The sequence below is a fragment of the Lentzea sp. CC55 genome, from assembly GCF_021056325.1.
Taxonomy (GTDB): Bacteria; Actinomycetota; Actinomycetes; order Mycobacteriales; family Pseudonocardiaceae; genus Lentzea; species Lentzea jiangxiensis.
The window spans coordinates 1-15963 of record NZ_JAJCXE010000006.1 but is presented as its reverse complement, the minus strand read 5'-3'; the positions used below and the strand labels follow the sequence as shown (position 1 = coordinate 15963).

At 70.6% G+C, this 15963-nt stretch carries 18 protein-coding genes; 6 read left to right on the top strand and 12 right to left on the bottom strand.

Annotation, left to right across the window (positions count from 1 at the left end; translation table 11 throughout):
* Nucleotides 1-76: 76 nt before the first annotated feature.
* Both L6E10_RS04125 and L6E10_RS04120 read left to right on the top strand, forming a co-directional pair.
* Nucleotides 77-2482: a hypothetical protein gene (locus tag L6E10_RS04125; RefSeq protein WP_236216938.1), complete on the top strand. Its 2406-nt coding sequence runs from the start codon at nt 77-79 to the stop codon at nt 2480-2482.
* Nucleotides 2483-2492: 10 nt separating this feature from the next.
* Nucleotides 2493-3017 (top strand): GNAT family N-acetyltransferase, encoded by a 525-nt coding sequence (locus L6E10_RS04120; protein WP_236216936.1) that lies wholly within the window; start codon nt 2493-2495, stop codon nt 3015-3017.
* Here L6E10_RS04120 and L6E10_RS04115 read toward each other — a convergent pair.
* Nucleotides 3010-3588: a TetR/AcrR family transcriptional regulator gene (locus L6E10_RS04115; RefSeq protein ID WP_236216934.1), complete on the bottom strand. Its 579-nt coding sequence runs from the start codon at nt 3586-3588 to the stop codon at nt 3010-3012. The genes L6E10_RS04120 and L6E10_RS04115 overlap by 8 nt on opposite strands.
* A 77-nt stretch (nt 3589-3665) precedes the next feature.
* Between L6E10_RS04115 and L6E10_RS04110 the strand changes: the two genes are divergently transcribed.
* Complete coding sequence (locus L6E10_RS04110; RefSeq protein ID WP_236216932.1) at nt 3666-4145, top strand: DUF2975 domain-containing protein; 480 nt, start codon at nt 3666-3668, stop codon at nt 4143-4145.
* On the top strand, nt 4145-4363 hold the full coding sequence (locus L6E10_RS04105; RefSeq protein ID WP_090094945.1) for a helix-turn-helix transcriptional regulator: 219 nt from the start codon (nt 4145-4147) through the stop codon (nt 4361-4363). Before L6E10_RS04110 ends, L6E10_RS04105 begins: the two co-directional genes overlap by 1 nt.
* Here the strand turns inward: L6E10_RS04105 and L6E10_RS04100 are convergent.
* Nucleotides 4360-5595, bottom strand: a complete 1236-nt coding sequence (locus tag L6E10_RS04100; RefSeq protein ID WP_236216930.1) for a glutamate mutase L — start codon at nt 5593-5595, stop codon at nt 4360-4362. The two genes, L6E10_RS04105 and L6E10_RS04100, sit on opposite strands and share 4 nt — an antisense overlap.
* A gap of 17 nt (nt 5596-5612) precedes the next feature.
* On the opposite strand from L6E10_RS04100, the gene L6E10_RS04095 reads away from it, so the two are divergent.
* Nucleotides 5613-6221, top strand: a complete 609-nt coding sequence (locus L6E10_RS04095) for a hypothetical protein (protein ID WP_236216928.1) — start codon at nt 5613-5615, stop codon at nt 6219-6221.
* On the opposite strand, the gene L6E10_RS04090 is transcribed toward L6E10_RS04095, so the two are convergent.
* From L6E10_RS04090 to L6E10_RS04055, 8 genes are all read right to left on the bottom strand, one after another.
* The gene (locus L6E10_RS04090) at nt 6218-6673 is read right to left on the bottom strand and encodes a MarR family winged helix-turn-helix transcriptional regulator (protein WP_236216926.1); all 456 of its coding nucleotides are present in this window, start codon (nt 6671-6673) and stop codon (nt 6218-6220) included. The two genes, L6E10_RS04095 and L6E10_RS04090, sit on opposite strands and share 4 nt — an antisense overlap.
* 25 nt (nt 6674-6698) lie before the next feature.
* Nucleotides 6699-8234 carry an amino acid permease gene (locus L6E10_RS04085; protein WP_236216924.1) on the bottom strand — a complete coding sequence of 512 codons (1536 nt, stop codon included), beginning with the start codon at nt 8232-8234 and terminating at the stop codon, nt 6699-6701.
* Nucleotides 8235-8375: 141 nt separating this feature from the next.
* A complete protein-coding gene (locus L6E10_RS04080; protein WP_236216922.1) occupies nt 8376-9299 on the bottom strand; it encodes a cation diffusion facilitator family transporter in 924 nt (307 codons plus the stop codon).
* 47 nt (nt 9300-9346) lie between these two features.
* Nucleotides 9347-10561 carry a mannose-6-phosphate isomerase, class I gene (gene manA, locus L6E10_RS04075; protein WP_236216920.1) on the bottom strand — a complete coding sequence of 405 codons (1215 nt, stop codon included), beginning with the start codon at nt 10559-10561 and terminating at the stop codon, nt 9347-9349.
* 7 nt (nt 10562-10568) lie between these two features.
* On the bottom strand, nt 10569-11645 hold the full coding sequence (locus tag L6E10_RS04070; RefSeq protein WP_236216918.1) for an SIS domain-containing protein: 1077 nt from the start codon (nt 11643-11645) through the stop codon (nt 10569-10571).
* Nucleotides 11646-11649: 4 nt separating this feature from the next.
* Nucleotides 11650-11850 (bottom strand): Trm112 family protein, encoded by a 201-nt coding sequence (locus L6E10_RS04065; RefSeq protein ID WP_090094937.1) that lies wholly within the window; start codon nt 11848-11850, stop codon nt 11650-11652.
* A 13-nt stretch (nt 11851-11863) separates the two neighbouring features.
* Nucleotides 11864-13216, bottom strand: a complete 1353-nt coding sequence (locus tag L6E10_RS04060) for a phosphomannomutase/phosphoglucomutase (protein WP_236216916.1) — start codon at nt 13214-13216, stop codon at nt 11864-11866.
* Between the two features lie 84 nt (nt 13217-13300).
* Nucleotides 13301-13660 (bottom strand): DUF3499 domain-containing protein, encoded by a 360-nt coding sequence (locus L6E10_RS04055; RefSeq protein ID WP_236216914.1) that lies wholly within the window; start codon nt 13658-13660, stop codon nt 13301-13303.
* Between the two features lie 93 nt (nt 13661-13753).
* On the opposite strand from L6E10_RS04055, the gene L6E10_RS04050 reads away from it, so the two are divergent.
* Nucleotides 13754-14197, top strand: coding sequence for a metallopeptidase family protein (locus tag L6E10_RS04050; protein ID WP_090095939.1), 444 nt, complete (start codon nt 13754-13756; stop codon nt 14195-14197).
* Nucleotides 14198-14731: 534 nt separating this feature from the next.
* Here L6E10_RS04050 and L6E10_RS04045 read toward each other — a convergent pair.
* Nucleotides 14732-15607, bottom strand: coding sequence for an IS3 family transposase (locus L6E10_RS04045; RefSeq protein WP_236216912.1), 876 nt, complete (start codon nt 15605-15607; stop codon nt 14732-14734).
* Nucleotides 15604-15885 (bottom strand): transposase, encoded by a 282-nt coding sequence (locus tag L6E10_RS04040; protein ID WP_308102660.1) that lies wholly within the window; start codon nt 15883-15885, stop codon nt 15604-15606. Before L6E10_RS04040 ends, L6E10_RS04045 begins: the two co-directional genes overlap by 4 nt.
* Between the last annotated feature and the right edge of the window lie 78 nt (nt 15886-15963).

Genomic DNA, 15963 nt, shown 5'->3' with positions numbered 1-15963 from the left:
CAGAGAGGGTGTCGTCCGACCATACCGCCCGTTGATGCACCACTATGTCCCCCACGTTGGGTGAGGGAGGTCTCGGGTGTTGATTGCGGGCCCGGACACACGTGTCGTCGAACTGCGCGTCCACGGCGTTCAGGGGACGACGCCGCAGACGTTGGTCGACGCCGTCGCGGCCGTGGACGTTGCGGGAGACGGGCTCGGGCGCATCGTGCGTCCCGCGGACAGGCTCCGCAGGCCCGCGCCGGGTCCGGTGCTGCAGACCGAGGGCCGCTCCACTCCCCGCGTGGTCGAGGGGTACCTGTGGGGTGGAATGACGTCCGGAGGTGTGGCCAAGGCCACGTGGGCGCTGCTCTTCCCCTTCAGCATCGCGAACGTCGCGCACTGGATGCTCCCGCCCGTCCCGGAGCGCAGCCTGCCCTCGCACCTGCTCGGGATCGGCCTGCGGTCGCTGCTGCGGGTGTTCGCGCTGCTGCTGACCGCGTTGCTGGTCGCGCAGATCTCCGTGGTCAGCCTCGACCTGCTCGCGGCGCAGTGCCTGCGTCCCGGAGCCGCGTGCCTGACCAGCGTTCCCGGTGACGTGCGCTCGTTCCCGTGGTTCCGGGCCTTCCTCGGGTTGCTGCCGATCGTCGTGGTGGTGGCGGTGATGCGGCGCGTCTCGCACGTCGAGTGGCGGATCGAGCGCCGGGAGATCGCCGACGCCGAGGAGCAGGAGAGGCAGCCGTCGTCCGGGCTGCCCGGCGCGCACGTCGCCACGGATCCGGACACGCCGGCGCTGCGGTCCCTGCACGTCGTGACGGCTCTCGCGGTGGCGTCGCTGATCGCCCTGGGTGGGCCGTTGAAGCAGCTCACGGCCTCGGGCGGCATGGGTGTCGCGGTCACGGCGGCGTGGGTCGCGTCGCTGGTGCTGATCGGCCTGTCCGTGCTCGGCGTGCTGCTGCTGGACGACCCCACGGGCGGTGCGCCTCATCGCGGCGGACGGTGGCTGCGGGCGGCGTTGAGCCGCACACCGCGCCGCGTGCTCGTGGTGATCTCGGCGCTGCTCGTGCTGACGACGCTCGGCCTGCAGGAACAGCTGCCGCTGAGGGTGCCCGGCGCCGACGTGGCGGTGCAGGTCGTGGCGCTGCTGATGGCGTTCGTGCTGGTGCTGTTCGGCCTGCTGCTGGTGCCCGCCGCGCTGCTGGCCCGCGGCACGTGGCGCAAGCTCCCCCGCGAGCTGCGGCCGTGGGCGGGCGGCTGGTTCGCCGCGCCGGTGCTGGCGATCGCCGGACTGCTCGGCGGCGGGTTCGGGGCCGGGGTCGCGCTGCCGGTGCGCAAGGCGCTGGGATCCGGGCTCCAGCTGCCGGAGGGCTACCGGTACATCACCCTGCTCTGGGGTGTGGCCGGCGTGCTCGCGCTGCTGAGCGTCCTCGCGGTGGCGTCGTTCACCAGCGCCGTGCGGTGGCGGGCGTTCCGCAAGGGCAAGGTTTGGGCGCGTGAGGCGTCGTTGCTGCACTCCGGCCGGATGCGCGACCTCCGCGCGGCGACGCGGGCGTGGTGGTGGGCGCGCTGGGAACGCAACCACGGCCACCACATGATCATGGTCGTGGCGGCCGTGCTGGTTCTGGGTGCCGTGCTGGCTTCGCTGCAGCGGCTGCGGAACGTGTCGCTGGCGTCGTGGACCGACCCGTTCTCGGCCTTCGGCGTGTTCGTGCTGGGCATGCTGGCCGTGTCGTTGCTACGGGCGGTGTACCTCGCGGCGCGGCAGCCGGAGTCCGGGCGGCGGCTCGGGATCATCGCGGACATCGCGCAGTTCTGGCCGCGCGAGGCGCACCCGATCGTGCCGCCCTGCTACGCGCTCAAGGTGGTGCCGGAGCTGGTCACGCGCGTGCAGGACCACCTGCGCGACCCCGGCACCCGAGTGGTCCTGTGCGGGCATTCGCAGGGGTCGCTGCTGGTCGCCGTGGCCGCGGCCCGGTTGCTGGAGGAACTGCCGGCGCACGACCGCGAACGGATCGGGCTCGTGACGGCGGGGTCGCAGCTGCAGTGGGCCTACCCGAGGGCGTTCCCGGCCGTCGTGCCGCACGCGTCCCTGGCCCGCCTGGCCGGTGGCCTGGACGGCCGGTGGCGGGCGCTGTGCCGCGGCACGGACCCGCTGGGCGGCGCGGTGATGACGTGGCGGCGGCAGGTGTTCGACGGGATGCTGCTCGGCGTCGGCTACCGCGAGGACGGCTCGGAGGGCGCGCTGGCACCGGCGTTGCGCGGGCCGACGGGGGCGCTGGTGCTGGGTGGGGACCACTGGCTGCCGGACCCGCAGCGCGGCCCGTTCCCGGGACGGCGGTGGCGCTCGGGGGTGTCGGGGCACGCGGACTACACCTCCGACCCCGAGTGGGACCGGGCGGTGGCGGTCGCGGCGGGGCTGCTGCGGGTGGACGCGCCGGAGTCGCCTGCGCTGCCGTTCGCGCGCAAGCCGGAAACGCGGTCGCGCGATCCGCTGGGCGGCTCCTAGTCTGCGGACCATGCTGACCGGGGATCTCGTCCGACTGCGGCCCGTCGAGCCGGAGGACGCCGATGCGTTCAACCGCTGGCACAACGACGAAGAAGTGATGCGCTGGCTGCAGAGCTACTTCCACTCGTCGCTCGCCTCGACGCGCAAGCGGTTCGCGGACCGCCAGGAGAACTCCTACGAGAAGGTCACCTTCTGCATCGAGACGCTGGAGGAGCGCAAGCTCATCGGTGTCGTCGTGCTGCGGGACGCGGACCCGATCAACGCACGGGCCGAGGTCGACATCTACATCGGCGAGAAGGACCACTGGGGCGGCGGCTACGGCACGGACGCCCTGCGCACGATGTGCCGCTACGGCTTCGACACCCTGCGGCTGCACTCGATCGAGCTCGGCGTCGTCGAGGCGAACGAGCGGGCGATCAAGTCGTACAAGAAGGTCGGCTTCCAGGTCGACGGCCGGTTCCGGCAGTCGTTCTTCCGCGACGGCGAGTGGCACGACGCGCTGCTGATGTGCGTCCTGGCGGACGAGCTCACCTGAGAGCGGGCTCCAGGTGGCCGATCGCCTCGCGGAGCAGGTCCTCGACCGAGGCGGCCGGCACCACCACGAGTCCCGACGGGCGCACGTCCACCCACCGCTGCAGGGCGATCCGGGCCGCCGTGGACACCGCGGCGGCGAGCACCGAGGCGCCCAGCTCGTCCTTGCCCAGGCGTTCGGCGATGACCGAGGTGATCGGCGGTTCCACCGAGGACACCGAGTCGAGGTAGGCCTCGCGCAGCGCGGGCGTCGAGGTGACCAGCGCCAGCGCCTCGGACGGCGGTTCGCGGTACTGCGCGGCGAACGCGGCGATGATCGACTCGACGAGCGGTTCGCCCGCGGGCCGCGCACGCAGCTCCTCGGCCACCTGAAGAGCGCGCGAGGCCGTGATGCCGGCGACGATCGCGTGCTCGCGGCTCGGGAAGTAGTTGTTGTAGGTGCGCGGTGAGACGTCCGCGGCCTCGGCGATCTCGTCGACCCGGACGTTGTCGGCGCCCTTGTCCAGGGCGAGGCGCAGTGCGGCGGCGGCCAGGGCGGCCCGGGTCTCGGTCTTCTTGCGCTCACGCAGTCCCACGGCGATCACTGTAGAGACCTGTTGCGACACGATCACTACCGATTGACTTTCGATAGATGACTACCGATACTCGATGCATGATTGCTGAGCGTTGGGCAGTGACCGCCCTGCGGGTCTTCCTGGTGGTCCTGTTCGGGATCCTGGTCGTGTTCGAGACGATGTCGCTGCCGGGGCAGTTCGCGCACATGGCGCAGGAGAACCCGGACGACGCCCACCTGAGGTGGCCCGCGACGATCATCACGGTGTTCTGGGTCGTGTGCGCGCAGGTCGTGGTCGTGGCCACGTGGAAGCTGCTCACGCTCGTGCGCAAAGATCTGATCTTCACCGAGGGCGCGCTGAAGTGGGTCGACGTGATGGTGTGGGCGATCGCGGCCGGGTGGGTCGTGCTCGTCGGCGTGTTCCTGTGGGTCGGCTTCAACGCGGACGACCCCGGACTGCCGATGCTGTTGTTCCTGCTGACGACGGGGGTCACCGTGGTGGGCCTGGTGATGGTCGTGATGCGGGCGCTGCTGCGGCGGGCGACCGACCTGCGTTCGGACATGGAAGCGGTGATCTGATGGCCATCGTCGTGCGCATCGACGTCGAGCTGGCCAAGCGCAAGATGAGCGTCGGCGAGTTCGCGGAGAAGGTGGGGCTGACGCCGGCCAACGTCGCGGTGCTGAAGAACGGCCGCGCGAAGGCCGTCCGGTTCAGCACCCTGGAAGCCATGTGCCGCGTGCTGGAGTGCCAGCCCGGTGATCTCCTGGAGTTCGTGGACGACGAAGAGGCGTCCTAACCCAGCCGCTTCGCCAGTCGGTCGGCGGCCTCGAGCCGCCCCGACTCGGCGAGCAGCCCGACCGGTGCCAGCACGTAGTCGCGGTCGACGGTGATCTCCGCGGTGCGCAGCACCGGCCGCAGCACCGGGTCCGCCCGCAGCGCCTCGACGACCGGCGAGAGGTCCGGCGTGTGCCGGAAGACCCCGCCCGACAGCACCAGCAGTCCCGCGCCGTGCGGCCCGAGCCGACCGTCGACCTGCCTGAGGTGCCGGCGCACGGCCAGGATCGCCGCGAACGAGGCCAGTCGCACGTCCACGGCGGGGTCGTCCGCGAGCCAGCCGACGTTCTCGGCGCGGAACCGCGCCTCGGCGGTGAGGTCCTCGGTCGTCAGCCGTTCGGCGAGAGCCTCCCGCACCACCCCCGGCGCCGACCAGCGCATGCCCAGGTCGCCCTCCACGGTGCGGCGGTCCGGCGGCAGCGCGACCGTCCTCTCCAGACCCTCACCGTCCACAGCCGACACCGCCGAGTAGACGTCCGTCGTCGCGCCGCCGACGTCCACCACCAGCACCGCGCCCTCGCGGTCCTGCGCCGCGAGCCGGGAGACCCCGGCCAGCACGGCGTCCGGCGTCACGGCCCGCACCAGCCGCCGGAACCGCGGCCCGCGCGACAGCCCCTTGCCGCCGATCACGTGCTGGAGGAACGCCTCGCGGATCGCCCTGCGAGCCGGTTCCGGCGCGAGGCGACCGACGTCCGGCAACACGTTCGGGCAGGCGACCACGGTCCGCTTCCCCAGCAGTGCCAACGCTTCCGGCTGCGCCTCGACGTTGCCCGCCAGCACGATCGGCACCGCGACACGGGCGAGCTTCGCGGCGTTGTGCAGCAGCACCGACTGGTCGCCGCCGTCCGTGCCGCCGACCAGCAGGACCAGATCCGGCACCGACGCACGGAGCGCTCGAACGTCGACCGGGCCCGCGCTGACGTGCACGACCTTGGCGCCCGCGCTGAGGGCGACCCGGTAGCCCGCCTCGGCGCTCACGACCCGTTCCTGGCCGACGACCGCGAGCCGCAGCCCACCACCGGCCGACGAGCAGGCGAGGACCTCGCCGTCACCGACCTCCGCGCGCAGGGCGTCGATGCCGCGCAGGACCTCGGGAGGAGTGGTCGGGTGCTGCCCTGTCCTGACCAGTTCGCCCTCCGGGGTCACCAGAGCGGCCTTGGTCCAGGTGGAACCGACGTCGAGACACAGGATCACAGGGCAAGCTAACCACCATGAAGCTCACGCCCAAGGTGATCCTCGAAGGCACGCGCCTGACCGGCAAGACGGACCTGGCCTACGCGCTCAACGAGCACCCGCGACTCGTCGGTCACCGCAAGTACCGCTACCACTCGCCGCTGATCTCGGCGGAGTGGAGCGGGTTCACCAACGAACCGTGGGGCCGCGGGCTGATCGACTTCGCCCCGGACGAGACAGCGCAGGCGATCGAGACCTACGAGACGTGGGTGCGGATGTTCGAGCTGCAGCGCTACTACTCGTGGATCGTCGACCGCTTCCACCTGTCCACGCTGGCCTACCAGGCGCGGCAGGGGCGGACGTTCGACTTCGGCTGGCTGGAGGAACGGCTGAAGCCGCTGAACTTCGCGATCGTGCTGTGCACACGCCCCGACGACACCTTCGAGGAGGCGCGGGAGGAAAGGTTGAAGATCAGCGCGAACCCGAAGCAGTACGTGTCGCTGGAGCCGTTCATCGCCGAACAGCAGCAGCTCCGGGCGCTCGCGGCGAAGTCAGTCCTGCCGGTGTTCGAGTTCGACGTGACCCGGCACGGCCCCGGCGACGTGGCGGAGTGGCTCGATGAACGGGGACTGCTGGCACTCCCCTAGTCGTCCGCCTTCTCGTGCACGACCTGCATGAACGCCCCGAGCTGCGCGAGCTGCTCCGGCGTGAAGAGGTCGATCAGGTACTCGCGGACCGTGGTGACGTGACCGGGCGCGGTGGTCCGCAGCAGCTCCTTGCCCGCGTCGGTCAGCACGGCGAGAATGCCGCGCTCGTCGGACTCGTGCGGTTCGCGCCGCACGAGTCCCGACTTCTCCAGCTTGCCGATCTGGTAGGTCAACGAGCTCTTCGACACCACGACCCTGCGCGCCAGCTCGGTCATCCGCATGCGGTTCCCCGGCTGCTCGGACAGCACGATCAGCACGTTGTACTGCGCGTGCGAGAGGCCCGCGTCGCGCTGCAGCTGCTGTTCGATCTGTCTTTCGAGGAGGTGGTACGCCTGGACGAAGTGGTGCCAGGCGTTCGCCTCCTCCTCGGAGAGCCACGGCGGGTTTTCCATGGTGCGCAGGGTAGTTGGTGACGAGCTAGTGGCCCGGCTCTTCGCCGCGCCGCACGACCGGTTCGGGCTCGACCCTGCCCTGACCCGTCTTGCCCAGCACCGAGTTGCGCCGGCTGTAGACGAAGTAGACGACGACGCCGAGAGCCATCCAGATGAGGAACCGGACCCACGTGAGCGCGGTCAGGTTCAGCATCAGCCACACGCAGGCGAGGATCGCGAGGACCGGCACCAGCGGCACGAGCGGCACGCGGAAGCCGCGCGACAGGTCGGGCCGGGTCTTGCGCAGCACCAGCACACCCGCGGACACGAGGATGAACGCGAACAGCGTGCCGACGTTCACCATCTCCTCGAGTTTGCCCGCCGGGAAGAAACCGGCGGCGACCGCGACCAGCACACCGATGATGATCGTGATGCGCGTCGGGGTGCCGTGGCTGCCGGTCTTCGCGAGACCGCGCGGCAGCAGGCCGTCCCGGGACATCGCGAACAGCACGCGGCTCTGGCCGAGCATCAGCACCATGACGACCGTGGTGAGACCGGCGAGCGCGCCGACCGAGATCACCGTCGCCGCCCAGTCGACCCCGTTGTCCGCGAACGCGCTGGCGAGCGTCGCGCGCGTGCCGTCCGGCTGCGTCGCGAGCTTCGTGTACGGGACCATGCCGGTGATCACCAGCGTGACGGCCACGTACAGCACCGTGACGATCGCGAGCGAACCGAGGATGCCCCTCGGCACCGCCTTCTGCGGGTTCTTGGTCTCCTCCGCCGTGGTGGCCACGACGTCGAAGCCGATGAACGCGAAGAACACGATCGACGCCGCCGCCAGCATGCCGAGCACGCCGTAGGTGCTGCCCGAGTAACCGGTGATCAGCGAGAACAGCGACTGCTCGATGCCGGTGTGCGCGGCGGGACCGCTCTCCGCGGCCGGCGGGATGAACGGCGAGTAGTTCTCCGCCTTGATGTAGCTGATGCCGAGCACGATCACGAGCAGCACCACCGCGACCTTGATGGCCGTGATGACCGCGCTGACCCGGGAGCTCAGCTTCGTGCCCACGACGAGCAACGCCGTGAGCACCGCGACCAGGAGCACGGCGCCCCAGTCGAACTTGATGCCGTCGCCGACCTCGGTCTTCACGTCGAGCCCCATGAGCCCCAACGTCGTCTGCAGGTAGGCCGACCAGCCCTTCGCGACCGCGGCCGACCCGACCGCGAACTCCAGCACCAGGTCCCACCCGATGATCCACGCGGCGAACTCGCCGAACGTGGCGTAGGAGAACGTGTACGCGCTACCCGCGACGGGCACCGTCGAGGCGAACTCGGCGTAGCACAGCGCGGCCAGCGCACACGCTATCGCCGCCAGCACGAACGACAGCGAGACCGACGGCCCCGCGATGTTGCCCGCCGTGCTCGCCGTCAGCGTGAAGATGCCGGCGCCGATCACGACCGCGACGCCGAAGACCGTGAGGTCCCACGCCGTCAGGTCCTTGCGGAGCTTGGTGCCCGGCTCGTCCGTGTCCGCGATCGACTGCTCGATCGACTTCGTGCGCCACAACCCGTTCCCCGGCACGGTGCATACCTCCTCGATGGATCCCCGATCGGCCCACCCTAGAGGTATCCACCAGCTGAGATGCCCAAGCTCCCCTCCGAACGCACACGGGGACCTCCCGCTCGCGTGGTGCGAACGAAAGGTCCCCGTGTGCGGACAGCGTCAGGAGCTGGTGACCGTCGAGCGGTCGAGGTCCGGCTCCAGGTAGATCAGCCGGGCGTGCGGCACCTTGTTGCGCACCCGCTGCTCGGCGTCGTTGATCGCCTGCGCCACCTCGTCGAGCGACAGCTGCGGCTCCAGCGCGATCTTCGCCGCGACCAGCAGCTCCTCCGGCCCGATGTACTGGGTCTTGATGTGGATGACGCGCTGCACCTTGCCGGCGGCGAGCTCGTCGCAGATCACGTCGAGGTCTTTGTCCGCCGCGCCCTCACCGATCAGCAGCGACTTCATCTCGATGATCAGGATGATCGCGATGACGCCGAGCAGCACACCGATGCAGACGGTGCCGAGGGCGTCGAACACCGGGTTGCCGGTGATCATCGTGAGTCCGACGCCGCAGAGCGCGAGCACCAGGCCGACGAGCGCGCCGAGGTCCTCCAGCAGCACGACCGGCAGCTCCGGCGTGCGGGAGTTGCGGATGAAGCCCCACCACGAGGCGTCGCCCTTGATCTTCTTCGACTCGTTGATCGCGGTGATGAAGCTGTAGGTCTCGAGGCCGATCGCGACGACGAGGATGCCGACCGCGACCAGCGGGCTGGTGAGGCCCTCGGGGTGCTGCAGCTTGTGGATGCCCTCGTACAGCGCGAAGACCGAGCCGAGGCTGAAGAGCAGCAACGCCACCACGAACGACCAGAAGTAGCGGTCGCGGCCGTAGCCGAACGGGTGGAGCCTGGTCGCCCTGCGCTGAGCCGTCTTCTGGCCGAGCAGCAGCAGGCCCTGGTTCGACGTGTCGGCGACCGAGTGCACCGACTCGGCGAGCATCGACGACGAACCGGTGATCAAGAATCCGACGAACTTGGCCGTCGCGATACCGGCATTCGCCACCAACGCCGCGACGATGGCCTTGGTCCCGCCCCCTGCTGACACGCCTGTCTCCTTGCTGAAAGCCAGTCCCGTTTGTCCGGTGGTGAACCTTAGTCCGTTCCCGCGGTCGCGCGGAAAAGTTCAGCGGATTCGACACCATCCGGTCGGACCAGCACCGCCGGGTCCGACGCGGGCAGCCACACGGACTCACCTCGCGCCAGCCGCAGTTCTTCACCGCGCGAGTTCGTGAGTACCACGGCGCCCCTCGTGCAAATCATGATCTGCGGACCTTCGTGGTCGACGCGCGTCTCGGCGGCCGCGTCCAACCGGGACAGTTCGAACTCCGGCGCGGGCGTGCGGTAGACCCGGACGCCCGGCTGGACCTCCTCGCCCGTCAGCACCTCCATGTCGCCGCACGTGAAGTCGAGCACGCGCAGCAGCTCGGGCACGTCGACGTGCTTCGGCGTGAGGCCGCAGCGCAGGACGTTGTCCGAGTTCGCCAGGATCTCGATGCCCGTGCCGCGCAGGTACGCGTGCAGGTTGCCGGCGGGCAGGTGGATGGCCTCGCCCGGCTGCAGGACGATCCGGTTGAGCAGCAACGCCGCGAGCACGCCCGCGTCGCCGGGGTAGGACTCGCCCAGCTCCAGGATCGTGCGGCACTCCAGGTCGAACTCGCCGTGCTCCTTGACGTGCAGCACGCACGCGTCGAGGACCTGCGGGAGCAGCACCGACAGCGACGTCTGCGGCAGCGTGATCAGCATCGTGAACAACGCCCGCAGGCCCGACGAGTCCGGCTGCGCGACCAGCATCTCGGTGTACGGCGCGAGCGCGGGGGCGTCGAGCGAGCGCAGCAGCGCGACGGTCCGGGCCGGCTCGCGGAAGCCCGCGAGGGCGTGGAACTCGGTCAGCGCGCAGACCAGCTCCGGCTTGGCCGCCGGGTCCTTGTAGTTGCGCACCGGGGAGTCGAGCGGCACGCCGCGCGCCTCCTCGAGCGCGAAGCCGTCGGCGGCCTGCGCCGGGGACGGGTGCGCCTGCAGGCTCAGCGCCTCCTCGGCGGCGAGCACCTTGAGCAGGAACGGGAGCCTGCTGCCCCAGCGCTGCGCGAGGCGAGGCCCGAGCTGGCCCTCGGGGTCCGCGGTCAGCAGGTCCAGCAGCGAGCGCTGGACGCCGTCCGGGCCGAGCACGCGGGACGGGTCGCCGGGGTGGGCGCCCATCCACAGCTCTGCCTCGGGATGGGGTGCGGGCACCTCCTTCCCGAGCAGCTCTGCGATGGCCGTGCGCGAACCCCACGCGTACGGCCTGACCGCGTTGTGCAGCAGGTCCACTTCTGAGTCAGCTCCCCAACCAGTACGGGTTGCCGCCGAGCGTTCCGGCGGCGAGCCCGAGGTACAGCGCGGCCAGTTCGAAGCGGAGCGCGAGGAGCGCGGCGCTGACCGCGTCGCCTCCCGCCACCTCGACGGCCGGCTCCAGCACGTCCGCTCCCGGCAGGGCGTCCTCGGCGGCACGCCGCAGGGCCTCGGCCTCCGGGCCCTGGCGCACGGCCAGCAGCAGCACGCGCACGAGTCCGCTGCCCGGCTCGTCGTCCGGGTCCGCGAAGAGGTCCGCACCAGAGGTTCCCTGCACCGCGCGGCGGTGCAGCACCGGGCGGGTCAGCGCCTGCGGGTACCCGGCGACGTCGCACGCGACCCCGGCGAACGCCGCCAGCACGCCCGCGCCGTGCACGCCCACCGACGTGGCGACCTCGTCGAGGCCCCACAGCAGCGGCGTGCGGTCGGCGACGCGCAGCGCCAGCGACTTCGCCGGGTTCACGAACGACTCGTGCATCGGGTGGTCGCGCTCGGCCTCGCGGTCGAGTTCGTCGGCGATGAGGTCGACGTCGACCTTGAGCAGGCCGAGCGCGTTCAGCACGATGAGCCACGCGGCGAGCGCGCGGTGGAAGCTGAAGCCGGGCGGCACGTCGATGCGCGACGGCAGCAGCACGGCCCGGCCGGCGGCGGCCGCGGCGATCGGACCGGAGTCCGGCGCCGTCAGCAGCGTCCTGGCGCCCCGGCGGACGGCCCGGTCGATCGACTCGGCGAGCACCCGGTCACCGGGGTCCTCGGTGTGGGCGAGCACGACGTCGAGGGCACCGACCCACGGCGGCACCTCGTCGGACACCACGACCGGCACCGGGCAGCCGGAACCGAGCAACGCCATGACGACGCCCGAGACCGCGACCGCGTGACCGGGCCGGGTGACCAGCACGACCGCGCGCGGCCGTTCGTCGAAGATCCGCTCCACGCCCGCCTCGGCCGCGGCCTCGGCGGTGGCGCGGACCTGCGCCCCCGCCCGTGCGGCGGCGCGCAGCCAGCCACCCGTGTCGGCGTCGGCGAGGCGGCGCGCGTCGTCGAGCAGCGTGTCGTCGAGCACTGGTTCACCCAGCCGACGGCGGCTCGACCGCCTCGTCCAGCAGCAGCACCGGAATGCCGTCGCGCACGGGGAACGAACGACCGCACGCGGTGCACGTGAGGAAATCGGCCTCCGGGTCGGCGGGCGTGCCGACCTGCAGCGGCGCGTGCTCCGGGCACGGGCAGGCGAGGATCTCCAGCAATTGCTCTTCGAGCTTGACGGCCACTTCTGTTCTCTCCTCAGGCCCGCACGATCGCGAGGACCTCGTCGCTGAGCGCGGCGACGGCCTCGGGGGTGGCGGCTTCGACGTTCAGGCGCAGCAGCGGCTCGGTGTTCGAGGCGCGCAGGTTGAACCACGACCCGTCCGCGAGCTGCACGGTGAGACCGTCCAGCTCGTCGACCGTGACGCCGTCCTTGGAGCCGTACGCGTCCTTGATGGCGGCGATGCGCCCGGCCTGGTCCTGCACCGTGGAGTTGATCTCACCGGAGGCCGCGTAGCGGTTGTAGTCCGAGGTCAGCGCGGACAGCGGGCCGTCCTGCTCCCCCAGCGCGGCCAGCACGTGCAGCGCGGCCAGCATGCCGGTGTCGGCACGCCAGAAGTCGCGGAAGTAGTAGTGCGCCGAGTGCTCGCCACCGAAGATGGCGCCGGTCTTGGCCATCTCCTCCTTGATGAACGAGTGGCCGACGCGCGTGCGCACGGGCTTGCCGCCGTGCTCGCGCACGATCTCCGGCACCGCGTGCGACGTGATCAGGTTGTGGATGACCGTGCCGCCGGGGTCCTTGGCGAGCTCGCGCACCGCGACCAGCGCCGTGATGGCCGACGGGCTCACCGGGTCGCCGTTCTCGTCGACGACGAAGCAGCGGTCCGCGTCACCGTCGAACGCCACGCCGGCGTCCGCGCCCTCGGCCTTGGTGCGGGCCTGGAGGTCGACGATGTTCTTCGGGTCGAGCGGGTTCGCCTCGTGGTTCGGGAAGCTGCCGTCGAGCTCGAAGTACATCGGGACGACCTCGACGGGCAGGCCCTCGAAGACCTTGGGCACCGTGTAGCCGCCCATGCCGTTGCCCGCGTCGACCACGATCTTGAGCGGGCGGATGCCCTTGAGGTCGACCAGCTGGTTCAGGTACTCGGCGTAGTCCGCGAGCATGTTCCGCTCCTCGAACCTGCCCGGCTCGACGCCCTCGGCGTCCGGCACCTGGTTCTCGGCGTCCTCGCGGATCTGCGCGAGACCGGAGTCCTGGCCGACCGGCGAGGCGCCCGCGCGGCACAGCTTGATGCCGTTGTACTGCGCCGGGTTGTGGCTCGCGGTGAACATGGCACCCGGCAGGTCGAGCTTGCCGGACGCGAAGTAGAGCATGTCGGTGCTGGCCAGACCGATGCTGATGACGTCGACGCCCTGCGCCTGCGCCCCTTCTGCGAAGGCACGCGACAGCTCGGGCGACGAGTCGCGCATGTCGTGACCGATCACGATCGCGGGTCCACCGACCAGGCGCGCGAACGCCGCGCCGAAGTCGCGAACCACGCCGGCGTCCAGCTGTTCGCCGACCACCCCGCGGATGTCGTACGCCTTGACGATGCCGGACAGGTCACGCACGCAGCACACTCCCAGGAAACTCGCTCTTGACGGCCACTGGTTGGGCAGCCTACCGGCGAGAAGATTAGTGGTGCGTGTGGTCGCTCAGTCCTCGTGCGGATCGGGCAGCACCCGCAGGTGCCCACGCCGATGAGACCCCGCGGGCACGTCGGGGAGCTTCGGGCTGACATCAGCCCGCCCAGCTTCCCGCACCGCCTCGGCCAGGGCCGTCAGGTCGTCCACACTCGGCTCGGGCGCCGCGAACTCACCCTGGTGCCTCACGACCTCCCAGCCACGCGGCGCCGTGAGCCGCAAGGCGTGCTCCTCGCACAGGTCGTAGCTGTGCGGTTCGGAGTACGTGGCGAGCGGTCCGACGACTGCGGTGGAGTCCGCATAGGCGTAGGTGAGCGTGGCGACAGCCGGGTTAGCACACCCGGTTCGCGAGCACCGTCTCACGCTCCGCACGATCGGGGACGATAGCGCGTCCACGCGAGGCTGTGTGTGAGGCACGCTGTGTTTGGTCGTCAGGGGGAGCAACTAGGCTGCTGGGTTGTGGTGATGGCAAGGGGTTCACGGCGACAGGATTCGCCACGTCGGCGCAACCGCGACCGGCACGGCAGAGGCCTGCGCGGTCCGCTCTACCCGGCCACCCTCCCCGCGGCGCGCTCGCGGGCGGAACGCTTCGACGCCCTGGTCATCGAGGCCCTCGAACCCATCGAGGCCCGCTGGCGAACCGAGCTGACGCAGCTGGACGTGGCAGTCGACGACGTGCCGGAAGTGCAGGTCGAGGGCGAGGACGGCGTGGTGGAGGACGGCAGCGTCCCCCTGGCCCGCCTGCTCCCTGCGGTCTCCGACAACCGTGCCCGGATCGTTCTCTACCGCCGCCCGCTGGAGGCGCGCGCGAAGGACGGCGCGGACCTGGCGGACCTGGTGCACGAAGTCCTCGTGGAACAGGTGGCGAACTACCTGGGCCTCGACCCGGACGTGATCGACGAGGGCTGAGACGCCTCTCACACCCGACCGGGTGCCCAGGCACCCGCTCGACCACGACGGCACGCTCGCGCAGGGGTCCCCTCGGTTTCGGGATCCCCCGCGACCCAACGTACCGAGCAGGTCCGACACTCCCGGCGACGCCGAAGGCGAGCCGTCAGACCCAGCGCGCCGCACGCAGACCACCCGCGAGGCCGAAGGCGAGCCGTCAACCCCAGCGCGGCTCCGCACACAGATCACCGCGATGCCGAAGGCGAGCCATCAGCCCCAGCGCGCCCCGAACACAGATCACCCCGAGGCCGAAGGCGAGCAGTCACGCCAGACGCCCAGCCGCACCCAAATCCGCACGCGACGCCGAAGGCGAGCCGTCAGACCCAGCGTCCAGCCGCACCCAGACCACCCCGCGATGCCGAAGGCGAGCCGTCTTTCCAAGACACCTCGGGTGGGGTGGCTTCGTCACGAGTCGTGCCCCAGCTCTGGCCGCGCCCGAGGAGGGGTGTCAAACCGCCACGCTGGAGTTGTCCCCGGTTCCCGGACACGGGGTGTTCACGCAGCGTAGGTGATGCGTGTTTCGGTTGGGGTTCGGTAGCCGATTGTCGAATGTAGACGGTCGTGGTTGTAGTAGTGGATGTAGCGGAAGATGTCGGATCGTGCCTGGTGGCGGGTGGTCCAGGTGGTGGTGCCGATCTCGGTTTTGAGGGTGGCGAAGAAGGCTTCGGCGACGGCGTTGTCGTAGCAGGAGCCTTTGCGTCCGACCGAGGAGCGGATCCGGTGGCGGGTGAGGGTGTCGCGGAAGTCGCGGGAGGTGTACTGGGTGCCGCGGTCGGAGTGGAACACGGCGTCACCGCTGATCAGGCCGCGTGCGGCGGCGAGATCGACGGCGTCGCTGACCAGGTCTGCGCGCATCTGCGCGGACATGGCGTGGCCGATGACCTCGCGGCTGTGCAGGTCGATCACGGTCGCGAGATAGAGCGTGCCTTCGGCGGTGGGCAGATAGGTGATGTCTCCGACCAGTCGTTTCCCGGGCGCGGCGGCGGTGAAGTCGCGGCCGATCAAGTCCGGCACCGGTGTCACCGTCACGGGGTCTGCCGGGACGGTGGTCAGCAGCCGGCGCCGCCGCCGGTTGATCCCCGCCACCGCGTGCTCGCGCATGAGCCGGCCGACCCGCTTGTGATTCACCACCAGACCACGTCGCCGCAGTTCCGCGGTGATACGCGGCCGGCCGTAACCACGGTGGTGGGCCCGATGGATCTCGGTGATCACCGCAGCCAGGTCCCGGTCCCGCCCAGCCCGCTCGAGGCGAGCCGGTCCGGCGGCCTCCCACTCGTAGAAGCCCTGTCGCCGCAGCTTCAGGACCTGGCACAACCGCTGCACGCCGAACTCGGCGCGGTGCTCGGAGATGAACCGGTAGCGGTGGATCATCGATCCATCTCGCGAGCAAAATAGGCGGCCGCTTTGCGGAGAATCTCGTTCTCCTTCTCCAGCTCCGCCAGCCGCTTGCGCAGCATCCGCGTCTCACCGGCCTGCTCCGCTGCCGCGACCTGCTGCGGATCGGCCTGCTTACGGGCCGTCCGCACCCAGCCCCGCAATGTCTCGTGCGAGACACCCAACTCCTGCGCGATCTGCCGCAACGACCGATCAGGAGACGACAACACCAACTCCACAGCGTCCCTGCGGAACGACTCCGGATAACTCGACACACCAGGCACAACGACATCCTCTCCCCCGACAACCCAGCTGTCAGGGATCAAGATGTCCGGACCTCAGGGACAACTCCA